We start from the raw sequence: 15,417 nt of genomic DNA, 5'->3' as shown, positions 1-15,417 counted from the left end.
ATGTGCTCCTAAGCGGTGTGCAGGAATTCGCTGATCTCGTACTTCAGGTCGTCAAAACCGTCGGGGTCGTGCTCGGCGTCGACGATGATGTCGTCCTCTGGTGCCGGCTGGTCCTCGAGGTCGATCGCGTTCAGGTCGTCTGATCCTGTCCGAGCGTGCAGGGCATCGCTGGCGACGGTCGATACGGGTGTGGACTCGAGGCCCTTGTTCTCGTTCCAGAGCTTGCGGAGGTAGAGGTCCATCCGGGTGGCGGCAGCTCGCTCGTGTTCGGTGGTGGCGTTGCCGAGCCTGAACTTTTGGACCAGGTCAAGCATCGTGCGGTCGAGGACCTTCTTTTTGACGCGGTTGTCGAGGTTGAGCCGTCGGACCATGTCGAGGGCGTCGTCACCGAAAGGCACATCGACGCGTTCCCGGAGGATCCACGGGATCTCGTGCCAGACGCCCGGCCCGGTGGAGAAGTACACCTGCCGTCGGTCATTGGGGTCGTAATGGAACGTGTATTTGCCGTCGGGTTCGGCGCTGGAGAGGTTTGCGTAGTCCTTCAGGATGGGCGCGTCGTAGAGGAGCCCTCGGATCTCGAGGGGTTTGGCCGTGATCTTTCGGGCGACGTGGGGCAGTAGTCGCATCCAGAGATCCGGGTTTGCCTGGGGCACGATCAGGCCGGCCTTTTCGACTCCGACGCAGTACATCTCGTAGGGCGACAGCTTGCTGACGCCGGCCTCGGGAACGTTGGTTCCGAGGTGGGGGCGTACGTGGTACACGCGGGCGATCCATTCGCGGATGACGTCGCTGATCTCGTCGACGAAGAAGTAGGCGTCACCCATGGCGCCGTCGCCTTTGCCCGCGACGCTGCCCGTGGTGTAGCCGGGAAGGTAGGCAAGCAGACCTCGGCTGAGGGTTCCGAAGAATCTTTCGATCTGTGCCTTGTCGGTTCCCCGGTACGGGCGAGTGGGTTCGATTGAGACCCCGAGTTGGGCGCAGATGCTTCGGACGTGGTGGCTGATGAAGGGTGCACCGTTGTCCACGATGAAGGTTTCGGGATTGATAACAGGCGCGTTGGGTGTGTCGAGCTGCATGGGAAAGCGCGGGTTCGTGGGTCCTTGGATGCGCTCGACGAGCCCGTGGTACGGCCATCGTGCTTTCGGTCCCCATTCCGGATTCACTTTCACGGGCCGGATGATCTCCGAGATCACTGCAGCCACGTCTTCCTTGCGGGTGTGTTCTGTGACGATGAGGCCGACGATGCAGCGGGTGTAGCGATCCATGGCGACGGTGAGTTCCGGGCGGAAGACGCGGCCGGAGACACGGTCGCGGCAGAAGATGTCCAGGACAGTGCTGTCGAACTGGACGAACTCGCCTGGGCGGGTCACTTCTCTGGGTGCGAACCGTTCACTTGGCCGGCCCGTGATCGACTTGCGTGTCTTCGCTGAACCGCGAGTCACTGGGTTGCCGGCCTGAAGTTCGTCGATGACTTGGCAGACCAGCGAATAACTCACCAGGGGCACGACCCCCAACCCGATGTCCCGTTCGAGTCGGGCCTCTGCAAGGGTCTTCAGCACGAGCTTGGAAGTGGTCGTTCCCTCGATGCGCTTAGCCGCAATTTCGGACATGAGGGCGTCGCGAAGTCGGTAGTCGACTGACTGGAACCGGGAGCGTGGGCGGAGATACTTCTTGTTGATTAGCCCTTCCCGCCCGTCCTCGGTGTAGGCCTTGCAGTTGCGACGGATGGTGCGCGGGTCGCAGTGTCGTTCTTTCGCTTTGTTCGCCTGGCGGATGCCGAGGGGAAGGTGCCGTTCGTAGCCCTTTCGGGTGGGGAGGCTGCGGTCTCCGGAGGGGTGTCCGTTGAGTACCTCTTCTGTGTCGTCGACCAGTTGCTGGAGCGCTGCTTGCTGCTCTGGTGGCAGGAGTTCCAGGATGCGCGGCGATGCGGACCTGGAGAGGTCCAGCCGTTCGGGGAGTTTTGTTGACTCGTCGAGGACGAAGTCGACGATGTGCTGTTCGGTGGTGTTCCCGAACTGGTCGCGGATGACGACGGTCTCGCCGCGGAAGCCTTCCACGTGCTGGCCCTTGGCTCGGCCTCGCAACAGTCGGACGAAGCGGAAGCCGCTTCGGAGCCAGTTGCGTCCCGTGGAACGGTGTCTCGGCTGTGCCGGTTTTTCCGCGGGCTTGGACGTGGGGCGGGTCTTCTCGATGGTGCTCATGGTGGAACTCCTTGAGTTTGGTGTGTTCGGGGCGCAGTTAGCGCCGGAGGATCGGCAGCCAGGGCGGCTGCCGTATGGCGTCAGCGTTTGGGGTCGTCTGAAGGACCGGCTTGGTGGGCCGACCCTGGCGTTTCGAGAGCACCCTCAGGTGTTCAAGGGGCAATCGGAACGTGTTAGCGCGACGTCGGCTTGAGGCGAGTGCGTCGCATTGCCACGAGGAATCGGTCGGTTCCCCGTAAAGGTGGTGGAACAGTCAACGAAGGGTGAAAGTCCTGGGGATCACTGCCGTCGAGTATTGGAGATCGAGGGCGACGAGTCGCATGAGCGTGCGCTGGCCTGTCGATCTGTGGAATTGCTCCATCTCGATGCCGTGCAGACTGGCTAGCACTCGCGCGTCGACGCGGGGACAGGGGGTGGGTGTCTCATGCCACGCGCTCCAGGACGGACCGATCCGAGAGTGTCACGGTGAGATCTGTCGTGAGCCATCCGTGCCAGATGAGGTGGCGGATCGCGGGCCGAAGGAGGGACTTAGGCCATTCACGTTTCAGGCGCCATTCGAGGGACCCGATGGTGTCGCCTTCCTCCCACGCAAGGTAGGAGTCCGCTAACGGGTATCGGTGAAGCCACAGTCGTGACCGGCACCCCGCGAGATTCCGAAGGTTCTGCTCGACCACTCGAGGGACGCCCGTGAACTCTTCGTGAGGGAATCCGCCGAGCGCGAGCTGCTCCGCGACCCACGCGTGGAATGCGATGACGTCGGGAGTGGCCGCCATTTGAGGGTTCTTGACATTGACGATGCGCATGGAACCGTCGCCGTGGAAGAGGCAGTAGTCCGGGACGTGTCGGCGGACGAGGCCATCGTGGAGTGCGTAGAGCCGGAATGGTTGCGCACGGATGGCAGTCACCGTCGGATCAAAGTCGGCCAGCATCAGTTGTTGAAGCTCCAGCTGCGATTCGTAGACAACCAGGTCGTCATCCGTGATGGAGAAGTAAGCGCCATTGCGGTGCGGCATCTCCCTTCGACGAGCGAGGTGCCGAATTGGCACGCCTTTGAGAAGAAGATCGCTGCTGACATCAATCAGCGGCGACAATTCCACCCTGTCGCCGACCTTCACAGCAACGACCGGACCGTTGGCGAGATCAGACTTCGTGATGAGCGGCGGAGTAGCCGTTGTTCTCGAGCGGTTCCTTTTGAGGACGCTGATGTCGACCAGTCGACGACGGCGGCGACTGGGGATATAGGGCGTGGAAATGGTGTCAGCGACACGCTGCACTGCCGTCGAGCGTTGCTCGGCGGAGAGAGACGGGGTATTCTCGCGATAAGTCAGTTGTACGGCTGCGAGATGCGCCCACTCAACGGAGGTACGAACTCCGGGTGGGCGTTTTTCGTTTCCCAGGACAGGTGCCGCCTTGTGGCGGCGGATGATCATATTCATTCCTGATAACAAGCTCGCCTTGCGAGCTGAGACCTGCAGCAGCCAAATCGTATGCCTATTCGACTCGCCGGCGCCTTCCGGCTGGAAGTCACACGTGAACCATAACGTGGTGCTGGTTCGTCCTCAACCTTTTTTGCATTTTTTTCCGAGTGCATCAAGTAACACTTTTATAGTTCATGCTTTGGATGGGGACAGACATATGCAATCTTGGATGATTCTCGGCCATAGAGACGCAAAAGTTACTTGCGTGTACTGTAGCACGGACGCTCTGACGTACACACCCAGGTGATAACGTTTTAGCTATGTAGTCGTTGTCGGTAGCCGGGAAGGACAGAAATGAGCATTATTGCCCCGCCTGAACGCTTCGTCACCAATGTGGTCGAGCTGTACAGGCAGGCAAAGGATCTTGTAGCAGCCTCTGCCACGGCAAGGGTTGACGAGGGTGCGAGTGGCGACTCAAGAAATCCCGAGCTGCTCCGCATCATCAGGATGCTCGACGACCTGAACCGCGAGACCGATGCGCTGCGCCGTATCGTTGCCCGACGCGCCAGTGAGAACGGATGGACACAGCGGGAGATCGCTGCCAATGTCCGTGCCGTCCACTCGACAGTGGGTTTTTGGATTCGGCCCCGCCAGGAGAAGGTCAAGGAGTCATAGGTCCGCCCCAAGTTGGCAAACCTCCCACTTGTAACTGCTTGATCGCACCTCAGTCGCCCGGTTCATCTCCGGCCAAAATCAGGCTATCGAGTTCAACAACAGGCTCGGGCTGTGGTTGGTCCCAAGGCTGTGGGGCACTTTCGTACACACGAATAAGGATGTGCCGGAGATCGCCGTCGCCAGCCAATTCATCCGAGAGCTGGCCAATGGAGTCGCGAGTTTCGAGACGAATCGTCCCAAGAGAAGACTGATTGGACTTCACGGTGATTTCTCGGCGCTCTTCGATCTCGACAACGCCGAGATGATCGAATAGGAAGCCACGCAAGAACGGATTGGCGAAGTCCGCACGAATGCTTCTTGCCACTTCTTCCAGGAATGCATTCCGGTCCGTCGCCGTCAAGTCTGGCAAATCACCCTCATCAGACTGGTGGGATGCAATGAACTCCATGGGGCGAGTCACTAGAACCCACAGGCTCGGAAAGTTCGGCGCGATCAGCCGCAGAGTCGCCTCGTGCGAGTCGCCGAGAACCACTCCAGGCTGCAGCTCCGGCAGCAGGTCGAGCATTCGGGCGACGTACGGTTCGTGGAAGCTCTCGGCGATGAAATGAAGGGCACCCACTCGGACAGTGGATTGGAACAGACTCTGAAACAGCTCCGCAATGCCCACAGCGTCAAGCTCTTCGGCGAGCCTCAACGCGAGCCCCTCGTACCCGACTTTGCAGAACGGAACTCTGGTCATCTCATCGACGATGGCGTCAACTTCGTTGTCCGAGGAATGAAGCGCAATGACCTCCCCACCGAACAATCTATTGAACACTTGCATCCGCGTTGCGTGGCGAGCTTCGGCCCGGACTCGAGCTTCATCAGCCTCGAGGAGGTGTCCTCCTACCGACTCGTTCATGGCAAGTCGAAGATTTTCTATCGCGTTCAACGGAATAAGGCCACCCTGGCCGTTTACGACCGAGTAGTCATCTCCCTGCCAGCGAACGATCCACAAGTACGCGCCGCCATAGTAAGCAGACTCGATCCTTTGCGGATGCCGTTGAAACAGAGCTGCAACGGTCTCCAACACAGTCTGTTCATCAGCCAGCTCGCCCGTCTCGGCAGCGCGGACCTCAAGCATCGTTCCATCCACAACTACGACGCCCTTGTCGCGCTTCTTCAGGGCGTCATAGCTTCCGGCAGCGTTGCCATTCAGCCCGTTCAGCGCGATCAGCACACCAACTGTGCTCGAATCGTCCAGACGCCCTAAGAACACTTTGCCCAGAAACTTCTGCCAAACGGGCATGGAGACCGCGTCCGCATAAGCCTTGGCCTCGCAGAGAACTGGCGTGTTTTGATCCTGCCCGAGCACCTTCGAGACGCGCTCGGCTACAACGTCCAGTTCGTTGCCGCCCGAGGTGATCCGATTGCGCGCAATGTTCCGATAACCATCAGCCGCGAGCGTGGTGTGAACCAGCGCCTCAAGCTGCGATCCTTTGTCATCAGCGGTCTTTCCCAGAATCAGCAAGCTACGTTCCCTTTCAGTCGACGCTTGAGGCCGGCCATTCCCGTCCCCGCAATGGACGATCACAAAGACCGGTCCGCCCGACAATTACTGAGGCGGAGGACACGTCTGACTGGAAGTGGACATGCCCGCTTAGATCGGACAAACTAACTAAGCGCTAGGCATATCCACAAACCGCGAGAACATGCCGTGGAAGGCCACGGTGATGGTGTCGGTCGGGCCGTTGCGGTGCTTGGCGACGATGAAGTCGGCCTCGCCCTGGCGCGGGTTGTCTTTCTCGTAGGCCGACTCGCGGTGGAGCAGGATGACCATGTCGGCGTCTTGCTCGAGCGAGCCCGACTCGCGGAGGTCGCTGATCGCGGGCTTCTTGTCGGCACGCTGCTCGGGGCCACGGTTGAGCTGCGAGAGGGCGATGACGGGCACCTGCAGCTCTTTCGCCATCAGCTTGAGGGCACGCGAGAACTCCGAGACCTCCTGCTGGCGGCTCTCGACCTTCTTGCCCGAGGTCATCAGCTGGAGGTAGTCGATCACGACGAGCTTGAGGCCGACCTGCTGCTTGAGGCGACGGCATTTTGCGCGGATCTCGACGAGCGTCATGTTGGGGGAGTCGTCGATGTAGAAGGGGGCGTCGTTGATGCGGCCGCGGGTCTGGGCGATGGTCGTCCAGTCGCGGGCGTCGACGGTGCCCTTGCGCATGTTTTGCAGGGGCACGCTCGACTCGGCTGAGAGCAGGCGCATCGCGATCTCGGAGCGCCCCATCTCGAGCGAGAAGAAGACGGAGGGCTGGTCGTACTTGATCGATGCGGCACGGCACAGGTCGAGGGCGAGCGTCGACTTACCGAGGGCGGGGCGCGCGGCGACGATGATCAGCTGCCCGGGGTGCAGGCCGTTGGTGAGGGCGTCGAGCTGGGCGAAGCCGGTCGGCACGCCCGTCATCTGCCCGTCGCGGCCCTTGGCGGCCTCGATCTCGTCGATGGCGACCGTGACGGCGTCGGTGAGCGGCACATAGTCTTCGGTCTGCACGCCACCGGCGACGTTGTAGACCTCGGCCTGCGCGTTGTTGACGAGGTCGATGACCTCGCCTTCGCTGGCGTAGCCCATCTGCACGATGCGCGTGCCGGCCTCCACGAGGCGGCGCAGCACGGCCTTCTCGGCGACGATCGACGCGTAGTACCCGGCGTTCGCCGCGGTCGGCACAAGCCCGGTGAGCGTGTGCAGGTATTCGGCCCCGCCGGCGCGGCTGATCTCGCCGGCCTTGGTGAGCTCGTCGGTGACCGCGATCACGTCGGTCGGCTCGCCGTGCGAGTACAGCCCGAGCAGCGCGTTGAAGATGACCTCGTGCTTCGGCAGGTAGAAGTCGGCCGAGCGCACCGTCTCGATCACGTCGGCGGTGGCGTCTTTCGACAGCAGCATGCCACCGATGGTGCTCTGCTCGGCGAGGAGGTCGTGCGGGGGAGTGCGGCGGTCGTAGCCGCCTCCGTTGCCGCCGTCGTAACCCGGCTTGTCGCCTCGACCGTCGCCGGAAGCGTTGGGCGCGAGACCAAGATGGGCTATCGACACGGGGGCCTCCTGCAAACGTTGAGTAACAAAAACCGTTCTACCGCCACCCTCCGACACCACAGCCGGAGAGCACGACGACCACGCCGCCGGGCACGGCAGAACTCCCCGAGATAACAGGCAGAAAACACCCCTGAGCCATCGTGTCGGGCGATGATCGCTGGCCCGCTGAGGGGCGCTGTCACACACTAGAGACTTGGCCCCCGCGAGACCAAATGCCCCTGTGGATAACTCTGTGGAAAATGTGGGAGAAACGCCGGGGCAACCTGGGGAGAACTGTGGACAGACCTGTGGAGAAAAAAGAATATTGGTGACCATTTAGGATCCTGACCTGGGGTTTCTATTTCCACAGAGGCTGTGCGCAAAGTTGTGTGAATGCGGGGTTGAAGGTTGCGGAAACAAGACGCCCCTGTGCACAAAACACTTGACAGCCTGTCCCCTGCGGGGGTAGCTCCAGCACGTCTGTACCCGTCGATCAGACCGGGTGGCAGGGCCCTTAAACGCCAGTAGCGGTAGACACCGGAGTGTCTGCCGCTACTGGGTCTCTGCGAGGCGCAGAGGAGGTGTTACTTCGCTGCGACGACCAGAAGGGCGATCGTGGCGACAACGTCTTCACGCAGACGGATGGTGGCTTCGTGCTCACCGGTCAGCTTGATGGCGTTGGGGATCTCGACCTTGCGCTTGTCGATCGTACCGACGCCCTGCGCCGAGACGGCGTTGGCGACGTCAGCCGGCTTGACGGAGCCGAAGAGGCGCCCGCCGGTACCGGTCTTGACAGGAAGCGTGATCTTGACGGCCTCGAGGCGGGCCTTCATGTCTTTCGCCTCCTCGATCGTCTTGAGCTCGCGCGAGGCGCGGGCCGACTTGATCTGCTCGACCTGCTTCTCGCCGCCACGGGTCCACACGACACCGAAGCCCTGGGGCACGAGGTAGTTGCGGGCGTAACCGTTCTTGACGTCGACGACATCGCCGGCCGAACCGAGGCCGGAGACCTCGTGGATGAGGATTACCTTGGACATTCGCTACTCCCTAGCGGATCAGCGGCCGGAGCCGGCGTAGGGGAGGAGCGCCATTTCACGGGCGTTCTTCACGGCACGGGCGATGAGGCGCTGCTCCTGGACGGAGACGCCGGTGATGCGGCGGGCACGGATTTTTCCGCGCTCGGAGATGAACTTGCGAAGGGTCGCGACATCTTTGTAGTCGATGACGCCGACGCGGATCGCCTTCGCGGGAGCGGCGTTCTTGCCGCCCTTTCCGCGGAGGGGCTTGCGGCGGTCGCCGCTGCTCTTTCCAGCCATTGTGTTCTGCTTTCAGTCTTAAGAAGTGAAGAGGATCGAGGGCCTAGAAAGGCGTCTCGTCGTTGTAGGTGCCGCCACCGCCGGGGGTGTTCCAGACATCACCGGACGATGTGTTGCCGCCCTGTGACGCACCGGCACCCGCGGGCTGACCCCACGGCTCGCCGGCCGGGGCCTGCTGGCCTCCGCCGACTGCACCCTGGCCCTGCGGACGACCGCCGCCGAACGACCCGCCGCCGGCGCCGTCGCGAGACGACGAGGCACGAGTCACCTGAGCGGTGGCGTAGCGGAGCGAGGGGCCGATCTCGTCGATCTCGAGCTCCATCGAGGTGCGCTTTTCGCCCTCTTTGGTCTCGTACGAGCGCTGCTTCAGGCGACCCTGCGCCATGACGCGGGAGCCCTTCGTCAGCGAGGAGGCGACGTGCTCGGCGAACTCGCGCCACACACTGGCACGCAGGAAGAGCGCCTCGCCGTCCTTCCACTCGTTCGACGCGCGGTCGAACGTGCGAGGGGTCGACGCGATCGTGAAATTCGCGACTGCGAGACCGTTCTGCGTGTAGCGCAGTTCGGGGTCGGAAGTCAGGTTGCCCACGACGGTGATGACGGTTTCGCCGGCCATGACTACTCGGCAGCCGTAGCTGCGGCGGGCGCCTTGGCGGGAGCGGCAGCCTTGCGGGCGGCCTTCTCGTCGGCGAGCTTCTTGGCCTTGGCGACCATCTCGATGCCCTCTTCAGCGCGGAGGACCTTGGTGCGCAGAACGGCCTCGGAGAGACCGAGCTGACGGTCGAGCTCTTTGGTGGCGTCGGGGTTCGCGGTCAGGTTGACGACGGCGTAGATGCCCTCGGTCTTCTTCGCGATCTCGTAGGCCAGGCGACGACGGCCCCAGATGTCGATGTTGTCGATCGATCCACCGTCGTTGCGGATGACGTTGAGGAACTTGTCCAAGCTCGGAGCGACAGTGCGCTCGTCGATCTCGGGGTCAAGGATCACCATCAATTCGTACTGATGCATGTCTAACCCACCTCCTTCGGACTTAACGGCCACAGTATTTCTGTGGCAGGAGGGTAGTTGCATAGCTGCTCGGGCAAGGCGCGAAGGATCCGCGGCCACCGTAAGCAACCTTGACAGCCTACCGGGTCAGCGCTCTGACCACCAGGTGAGCAACCGCCTCGTGGCCTCTTCGGCGCCGAGCGGCCCCTCCTCCGTGCGCAGCTCGAGCAGGTAGCGGTACGCCTCGCCCACCTCGCGCGACGGCTTGATGCCGAGGATCTCTTGGATCTGCACGCCGTCGAGGTCGGGGCGGAGGGAGTCGAGCTCCTCCTGCTCCCGCAACTCGGCGATCCGCGTCTCGAGGTCGTCGTAGGCGAAGCCGAGGCGGTCGGCCTTGCGACGGTTGCGCGTGGTGACGTCGGCGCGGGTCAGCATGTGCAGGCGTTCGAGCTGATCGCCGGCGTCGCGCACGTAGCGCCGCACGGCCGAGTCGGTCCAGGCGCCCTCGGTGTAGCCGAAGAAGCGGAGGTGCAGCTCGATCAGCCGGTAGACGGCCGCGATCGTGTCGTTGTCGAAGCGGAGCGCCTTCAGGCGCTTCTTGGCGAGCTTCGCCCCGACGACGTCGTGGTGGTGGAAGGTGACCACTCCGCCCGGCTCGAGGCGGCGGGTGGCCGGCTTGCCGCAGTCGTGCAGCAGGGCCGCGAGGCGGAGGGTGAGGTCGGGGGCGTCGCCCGGGTGGCGCTCGGCCTCGTAGCCGATCGCCTGGGTCAACACGGTGAGGCTGTGCTCGAAGACGTCTTTGTGGTGGTGGTGCTCATCGCGCTCGAGGATCATCGCGGGGAGTTCGGGGAGAACGAGGTCGGCTATGCCCGATTCGACGAGCAGGCGGACGCCGGGCACGGGATCCTTCGTCTTGAGGAGTTTCGACAGCTCGTCGTTGACCCGCTCGATCGACACGATCGACAGGGTCGAAGCGCGGTCGATCATCGCCGCGAGCACGGCGGGGGAGACGGTGAAGCCGAGCTGCGAGGTGAAGCGAGCCGCGCGCATCATGCGCAGGGGATCGTCGCGGAACGAGTCGACCGCGGTGCCCGGGGTCTCGAGGGTGCGTGCGAGGAGGTGCTCGACGCCGCCCGACGGGTCGACCAGCACCCGCTCGGGCAGGCGCAGCGCCATCGAGTTGACGGTGAAGTCGCGGCGGATCAGGTCGCCCTCGAGGGTGTCGCCGAACTCGACCTCGGGCTTGCGCGTCTCGCCGTCGTAGACGTCGCTGCGGTAGGTCGTTATCTCGACGGTCTCGCCCTCAATGCGGGCGGCGATGGTGCCGAAAGCTCGACCGACATCCCAGTGGGCCTCGGCGATCGGCACGACGATCGCGAGGATCTCGTCGGGGGTCGCGGAGGTGGTGAAGTCGAGGTCGTTGACCCGGCGACCGAGAAAGGCGTCGCGCACCGGTCCGCCGACGAGGGCCAGTTCGTGACCGGCCTTGTGGAAGGCCCAAGCGAGGCGGTCGACACGGCTCGTCTCGGCGAGCTGGCCGAGTCGTTCGAGTGCTTCCGCGACGGAATCCATGACGACCAAGCTTGCCATAGGCACGGCGCCCAGGGTTCCTTGGAGTCTTTCTCTAGACTCGTGCCTGCCCGCACGAGATCCACCGCTCGCAGGGCGCACTCCTTATCTATGAGAAAAATTGCCGCCGCCGCCGTCACATTCCTGGCCGCCGTCGCCCTCGTGGCCGGTCTGCCGGGCATGTCGTCGAGCCCTGCCGACGCGGCAACCGGCGACGACGTCACGGTGTCGGTCGCGCCCGCGGCCAGCGGCGTGATCGAAGAGGGCGACGACCTCAAGGCCACGATCACCGTGACCAACAGCACCGACGACGATCTGGGCGAGGGGGCGGTTCGTCTCTATCTCGACCGGGCGACCTTTGCCAGCCGCGATCAGATCGAGTCGTGGTTCGACCGCTCACCCTCTGACGTGACCGATGCCCTCGGCTCGTTCATGACGACCGTCACCGTTCCCGCTCTCTCTGCCGGCAGCACCAGCGCCTCGATTCCTGTCACGATCCCCGAGTCGACGCTGTCGTTCGCCGGATCCGACTGGGGCGCGAAGGCGTTCGGCGCACGGTACAGCGCCGACGGCATCGACATCACCGAGGCGCACTCCAGCGTCGTCTACTACCCGAACGACAGCTTCGAGCCGACGGGTCTGGCGATCGCCGTGCCGATCACGGTGCCCGAGTCGACCAGCGGGCTCATCTCGGCCGAGGCTCTGGCGTCGTACACCTCGCGCAACGGCATCCTGACGCAGGAGCTCGATGCCGTCCGCGGCCGCACGGTGGCCCTCGGCATCGACCCGATGATCCTCGCCTCCATCCGGATCCTCGGCAACGTCGCTCCGCCGTCGGCCGTCGAGTGGCTGCACCGGCTCGAGACCTCTCCCAATCAGACGTTCGCCCTCGCCTACGCCGACTCCGACATCTCGGGCACGCGCCAGGCCGGAGCCACCACCCTCGCCACTCCCATCGACTTCGACGCCGAGATCGCCGCGCAGCAGAAGAGCGAGCCCGACTCCTATACCTCCGAGCAGTCGGCGAGCCCGGCGTCCGACACTCCCTCCGCCACAGCGACCTCAGGATCCGGCACAACCGCCCCCGACTCCACCGGCACCGGCAGCACCGCGACGCCCGACCCCACCGCGACCACGATCCCGCCGACCTCCGAGGTGCCCACTACCGACTCGCTCCTCGCCTTCGACTACACCCAGGACGGCGTCGCCTGGCCGATCGAGGGCACCGTCTCATCCGACGACCTCCCCGTCTTCTCCTCCAGCGGCTACTCGACGACGATCCTCTCCAGCGCGAACGTCAAGTCGCGTGGCACTGCGACCGAGAACGCGGCCACGACGATCGGCGGGCGTTCGACGCTCGTGTCCGACTCCACTCTCTCGGGCCTCCTGCGCGACGCCGTCTCGGCCGAGACGACCCCGGAGTGGCGCGGCGACATCGCCGAGTTGTCGGCAGAGCTCGCCACCCTCACGCACGAGCGGCCGAGCGACGCCCGCGCGCTCTTCGCGACGGTCGGTCGCGACTGGGCCACGACCGGCTCCCGCCTCGAGTCGACGCTCCGCGCGCTGTCGAAGCTGACCTGGACGAAGCCGAACACGCTGACCCGAGCCCTGAGTGCGACGTCCTCCAGCGCGTCGCTCCAGTCGAAGTCGGCTGCCAAGGCCCGGGTCGACGCCCTCCGTCCTCTCATCGAGGCCGACAGAGACGTCGCCGAATTCGCCTCCGCTCTGAAAGAGCCCGCCGTCGTCACCGCGAAAGAGCGCCTGCGCATGCTCGCGCTGTCGTCGAACGCGTGGAGCGGCAACATCAGCGGCCTGAAGACCGAGATCACCAAGGCCGTCACGCGGGCCGATGCGATCACCCGCCAGATCTCGGTCGTCGACGGCAGCCCCATCAATGTGCTCGGCGACCGGTCGTCGCTCCCGATCTCGCTGCAGAACGACACCGACTCGGCAGCGGTCGTAAAGCTCCGCGTCGTCCCCTCGAACGGCTACCTCAACGTCGAGAAGAACGACGTCGCCGTGACCATCCAGGCCAAGTCGCGCACGAGCGTGACCGTGCCGGTTCAGTCGGTCGCCAACGGCAAGGTCACTCTCACGCTCACGCTGTCGAGCAGCGACGGAACCACCATCTCCACGCCCTCGCAGGTCGAGATCAATGTGCGTGCCGGCTGGGAGACCCTGATCACCCTTGTCTTCGCAGCCGCCGTCATCGCCCTGTTCGGCGGCGGCATCTACCGCAACATCCGCCGGCGTCGCCGCGGGCGCGGCGCTAACGCCGGCGCCGCCGAGGCACCCGCACAAGCAGACACGAAGGATCCCACGGCGAAAGTGACCGACGAGTGACCGCCATCGATCCCACCAGCGCGTCCGCGTCGGATCCTGACCCCTCGACCGGCGTCATCCCCGTCATCCGCACGCCCGCTCCGCGCAGCCTCGGCAGCGCGAGCGCCCTGCTCGCCTCGGGCACGATCATCTCGCGTGTGCTCGGCTTCGCGAAGACGGCCGTGCTCGCCGTCGCGATCGGCCAGGGCGGGAGCAGCGTGGCAGACGCCTTCGCCGTCTCGAACCAGCTGCCGAACACCATCTACGCGTTGGTCGCGGGTGGCCTCCTGAGCGCAGTCCTGATCCCGCAGATCGTCCGCGCGAGCAAGGGCGCCGACGGTGGTCAGACGTATATCAACAAGATAGTCACGCTTGGTCTCGCCGCCTTCGTCGCCGTCGCGCTGATAGCCACCCTGGCAGCGCCCTTCTTAGTGAACCTCTACGCCTCGTCGAGAGGGGCCGACGGGGGAGCAGGCTTCACCGAGCGCGGCATCGTCCTGGCCACGGCTTTCGCCTACTGGTGTCTGCCACAGATCCTCTTCTACGCGGTCTTCTCGCTGCTCAGCGAGATCCTCAACGCCCGCCAGGTCTTCGGCCCCTTCACCTGGGCTCCCGTGGTCAACAACGTCGTCGCGATCCTCGGGCTCGTCGTCTTCATCGTGCTGTTCGGATCGCGCAACACCCTCGTCGACGACTGGACGGTCGCCAAGACCGTCGTGCTCGCGGGCACGGCGACCCTCGGAGTCGCGGCTCAGGCGGGGTTCCTCCTCTTCTTCTGGAAGAAGGCCGGCCTGACGTTCTCGCCCGACTTCCACTGGCGCGGGGTGGGCCTCCGCGACACCGGTCGGGCAGCCGGCTGGATGTTCGCGTTGATCCTGGTCACCCAGCTCGCCGGCATCATCCAGAGTCGCGTCGCGTCGCTCGGCACCGACGTCGGCGCGTCCAACGCGACCCTCGCGGCGTCGTGGTTGATCTTCTTCCTGCCGCACGGCATCGTCACCGTGTCGATCGCCACGGCCTACTTCACGAGCATGACGAAGCATGCCGATCGGGGCGACCGTCGGGCGGTCCGCAACAACCTCTCCGACTCGATGCGCACCATCGGCCTCTTCATCGTCTTCGCGACCGTGGCCATCTCGGTCGTCGCCTTCCCCTTCGCTCGCATCTACGAGTCGGAGTTCGCGAACGTCGAGTCGATGGCCCACGTCATCCTGGCGTTCATGCCCGGGCTCATCCTCTTCAGCATCCTGTTCTTGGTGCAGCGGGTCTTCTTCGCGTTCCACGATCAGCGCACCGTCTTCTTCTTGCAGCTCATCCAGTCGGGCGTCTTCGTCGCGATCGTGGTGGTCTGCTCGGTCACGGTGCCGGCCGATCGCATCGCCGTCGCGATCGCCGTCGCCACCTCGATCGCCGGCAGCGCGCAGACGGTCGTGGCGCTCCGCCTGGTCAGCCGCAAGCTCGGTGGCATGGACGGCCGCTGGGTGCTGCGCCGCCACGTGCAGTTCCTGCTGTTCTCGCTCATCGCCGGCGCGATCGGCTTCGTCGTCGTATCCGGTATGGGGGGTTACAGCCCAGACGGATTCGGGCAATCCAACCCGGCCAGTGCCCTGATCACGATGCTGGTCGCCGGCTTCATCATGGCGTTCGTGTACTTCCTCCTGCTGACCGGCGCCCGGATTCCCGAGCTGTCGGCCATGACGCAGCCGGTGTTCCGTAAGGCTCGGCGGCTGCTGCGGCGCTGAGCGGCTCCTCGCGCTGACCACCCGCGGCGTTCCCCGGATCCTGCGCCCTGGCCCGCTGTCTTGACGCCGCCTGTGAGCGCGCGGACGCGCGGAATAACCGGAAGTTAGGATGGGTTTCACCGCACAGGCGATCGGCCAATT

At 64.3% G+C, this 15,417-nt stretch carries 12 protein-coding genes; 3 read left to right on the top strand and 9 right to left on the bottom strand.

Annotated elements, in window-relative coordinates:
* Positions 1-8: 8 nt before the first annotated feature.
* Entirely contained in the window at positions 9-2,201 is a 2,193-nt protein-coding gene (locus tag EDF39_RS02240; protein ID WP_123940096.1) for a DDE-type integrase/transposase/recombinase, read from the bottom strand.
* Between the two features lie 422 nt (positions 2,202-2,623).
* The gene (locus EDF39_RS02235) at positions 2,624-3,631 is read right to left on the bottom strand and encodes a TnsA-like heteromeric transposase endonuclease subunit (protein ID WP_158613125.1); all 1,008 of its coding nucleotides are present in this window, start codon (positions 3,629-3,631) and stop codon (positions 2,624-2,626) included.
* A gap of 342 nt (positions 3,632-3,973) precedes the next feature.
* Here EDF39_RS02235 and EDF39_RS02230 point away from each other — a divergent pair, with 342 nt between their 5' ends.
* The gene (locus EDF39_RS02230) at positions 3,974-4,294 is read left to right on the top strand and encodes a hypothetical protein (protein WP_123940092.1); all 321 of its coding nucleotides are present in this window, start codon (positions 3,974-3,976) and stop codon (positions 4,292-4,294) included.
* 49 nt (positions 4,295-4,343) lie between these two features.
* Here the strand turns inward: EDF39_RS02230 and EDF39_RS02225 are convergent, their stop codons facing one another.
* From EDF39_RS02225 to EDF39_RS02195, 7 genes are all read right to left on the bottom strand, one after another.
* The gene (locus tag EDF39_RS02225) at positions 4,344-5,804 is read right to left on the bottom strand and encodes a restriction endonuclease (RefSeq protein ID WP_158613124.1); all 1,461 of its coding nucleotides are present in this window, start codon (positions 5,802-5,804) and stop codon (positions 4,344-4,346) included.
* 147 nt (positions 5,805-5,951) lie between these two features.
* Entirely contained in the window at positions 5,952-7,361 is a 1,410-nt protein-coding gene (gene dnaB / locus EDF39_RS02220) for a replicative DNA helicase (RefSeq protein WP_255410104.1), read from the bottom strand.
* 563 nt (positions 7,362-7,924) lie between these two features.
* Positions 7,925-8,377: a 50S ribosomal protein L9 gene (rplI, locus tag EDF39_RS02215; protein ID WP_055964228.1), complete on the bottom strand. Its 453-nt coding sequence runs from the start codon at positions 8,375-8,377 to the stop codon at positions 7,925-7,927.
* Between the two features lie 18 nt (positions 8,378-8,395).
* Positions 8,396-8,656, bottom strand: coding sequence for a 30S ribosomal protein S18 (gene rpsR, locus EDF39_RS02210; protein WP_055964231.1), 261 nt, complete (start codon positions 8,654-8,656; stop codon positions 8,396-8,398).
* Positions 8,657-8,699: 43 nt separating this feature from the next.
* On the bottom strand, positions 8,700-9,272 hold the full coding sequence (locus tag EDF39_RS02205) for a single-stranded DNA-binding protein (RefSeq protein ID WP_123940088.1): 573 nt from the start codon (positions 9,270-9,272) through the stop codon (positions 8,700-8,702).
* A gap of 2 nt (positions 9,273-9,274) precedes the next feature.
* Positions 9,275-9,664: a 30S ribosomal protein S6 gene (gene rpsF / locus EDF39_RS02200; protein WP_055964237.1), complete on the bottom strand. Its 390-nt coding sequence runs from the start codon at positions 9,662-9,664 to the stop codon at positions 9,275-9,277.
* 126 nt (positions 9,665-9,790) lie between these two features.
* Complete coding sequence (locus tag EDF39_RS02195) at positions 9,791-11,215, bottom strand: CCA tRNA nucleotidyltransferase (protein WP_123940085.1); 1,425 nt, start codon at positions 11,213-11,215, stop codon at positions 9,791-9,793.
* A gap of 108 nt (positions 11,216-11,323) precedes the next feature.
* On the opposite strand from EDF39_RS02195, the gene EDF39_RS02190 reads away from it, so the two are divergent.
* Together EDF39_RS02190 and murJ are read left to right on the top strand one after the other, a co-directional pair.
* Positions 11,324-13,555, top strand: a complete 2,232-nt coding sequence (locus EDF39_RS02190; protein ID WP_123940083.1) for a DUF6049 family protein — start codon at positions 11,324-11,326, stop codon at positions 13,553-13,555.
* Positions 13,552-15,276, top strand: a complete 1,725-nt coding sequence (murJ, locus tag EDF39_RS02185; RefSeq protein WP_123940081.1) for a murein biosynthesis integral membrane protein MurJ — start codon at positions 13,552-13,554, stop codon at positions 15,274-15,276. Before EDF39_RS02190 ends, murJ begins: the two co-directional genes overlap by 4 nt.
* Positions 15,277-15,417: the final 141 nt, after the last annotated feature.

It is taken from the genome of Frondihabitans sp. PhB161 (assembly GCF_003814635.1).
In the GTDB taxonomy this organism is placed as follows: domain Bacteria; phylum Actinomycetota; class Actinomycetes; order Actinomycetales; family Microbacteriaceae; genus Frondihabitans.
Note: the sequence above shows the minus strand (reverse complement) of the source record. Positions and strands in the feature narration are given on the sequence as shown.

Bases quoted from the DNA above. Each gene is read 5' to 3' on its own strand.
- EDF39_RS02240 (WP_123940096.1), bottom strand. From the start codon at position 2,201: ATGAGCACCATCGAGAAGACCCGCCCCACGTCCAAGCCCGCGGAAAAA.
- EDF39_RS02235 (WP_158613125.1), bottom strand. From the start codon at position 3,631: ATGATCATCCGCCGCCACAAGGCGGCACCTGTCCTGGGAAACGAAAAA.
- EDF39_RS02230 (WP_123940092.1), top strand. From the start codon at position 3,974: ATGAGCATTATTGCCCCGCCTGAACGCTTCGTCACCAATGTGGTCGAG.
- rplI (WP_055964228.1), bottom strand. From the start codon at position 8,377: ATGTCCAAGGTAATCCTCATCCACGAGGTCTCCGGCCTCGGTTCGGCC.
- rpsR (WP_055964231.1), bottom strand. From the start codon at position 8,656: ATGGCTGGAAAGAGCAGCGGCGACCGCCGCAAGCCCCTCCGCGGAAAG.
- EDF39_RS02205 (WP_123940088.1), bottom strand. From the start codon at position 9,272: ATGGCCGGCGAAACCGTCATCACCGTCGTGGGCAACCTGACTTCCGAC.
- rpsF (WP_055964237.1), bottom strand. From the start codon at position 9,664: ATGCATCAGTACGAATTGATGGTGATCCTTGACCCCGAGATCGACGAG.
- EDF39_RS02195 (WP_123940085.1), bottom strand. From the start codon at position 11,215: ATGGATTCCGTCGCGGAAGCACTCGAACGACTCGGCCAGCTCGCCGAG.
- EDF39_RS02190 (WP_123940083.1), top strand. From the start codon at position 11,324: ATGAGAAAAATTGCCGCCGCCGCCGTCACATTCCTGGCCGCCGTCGCC.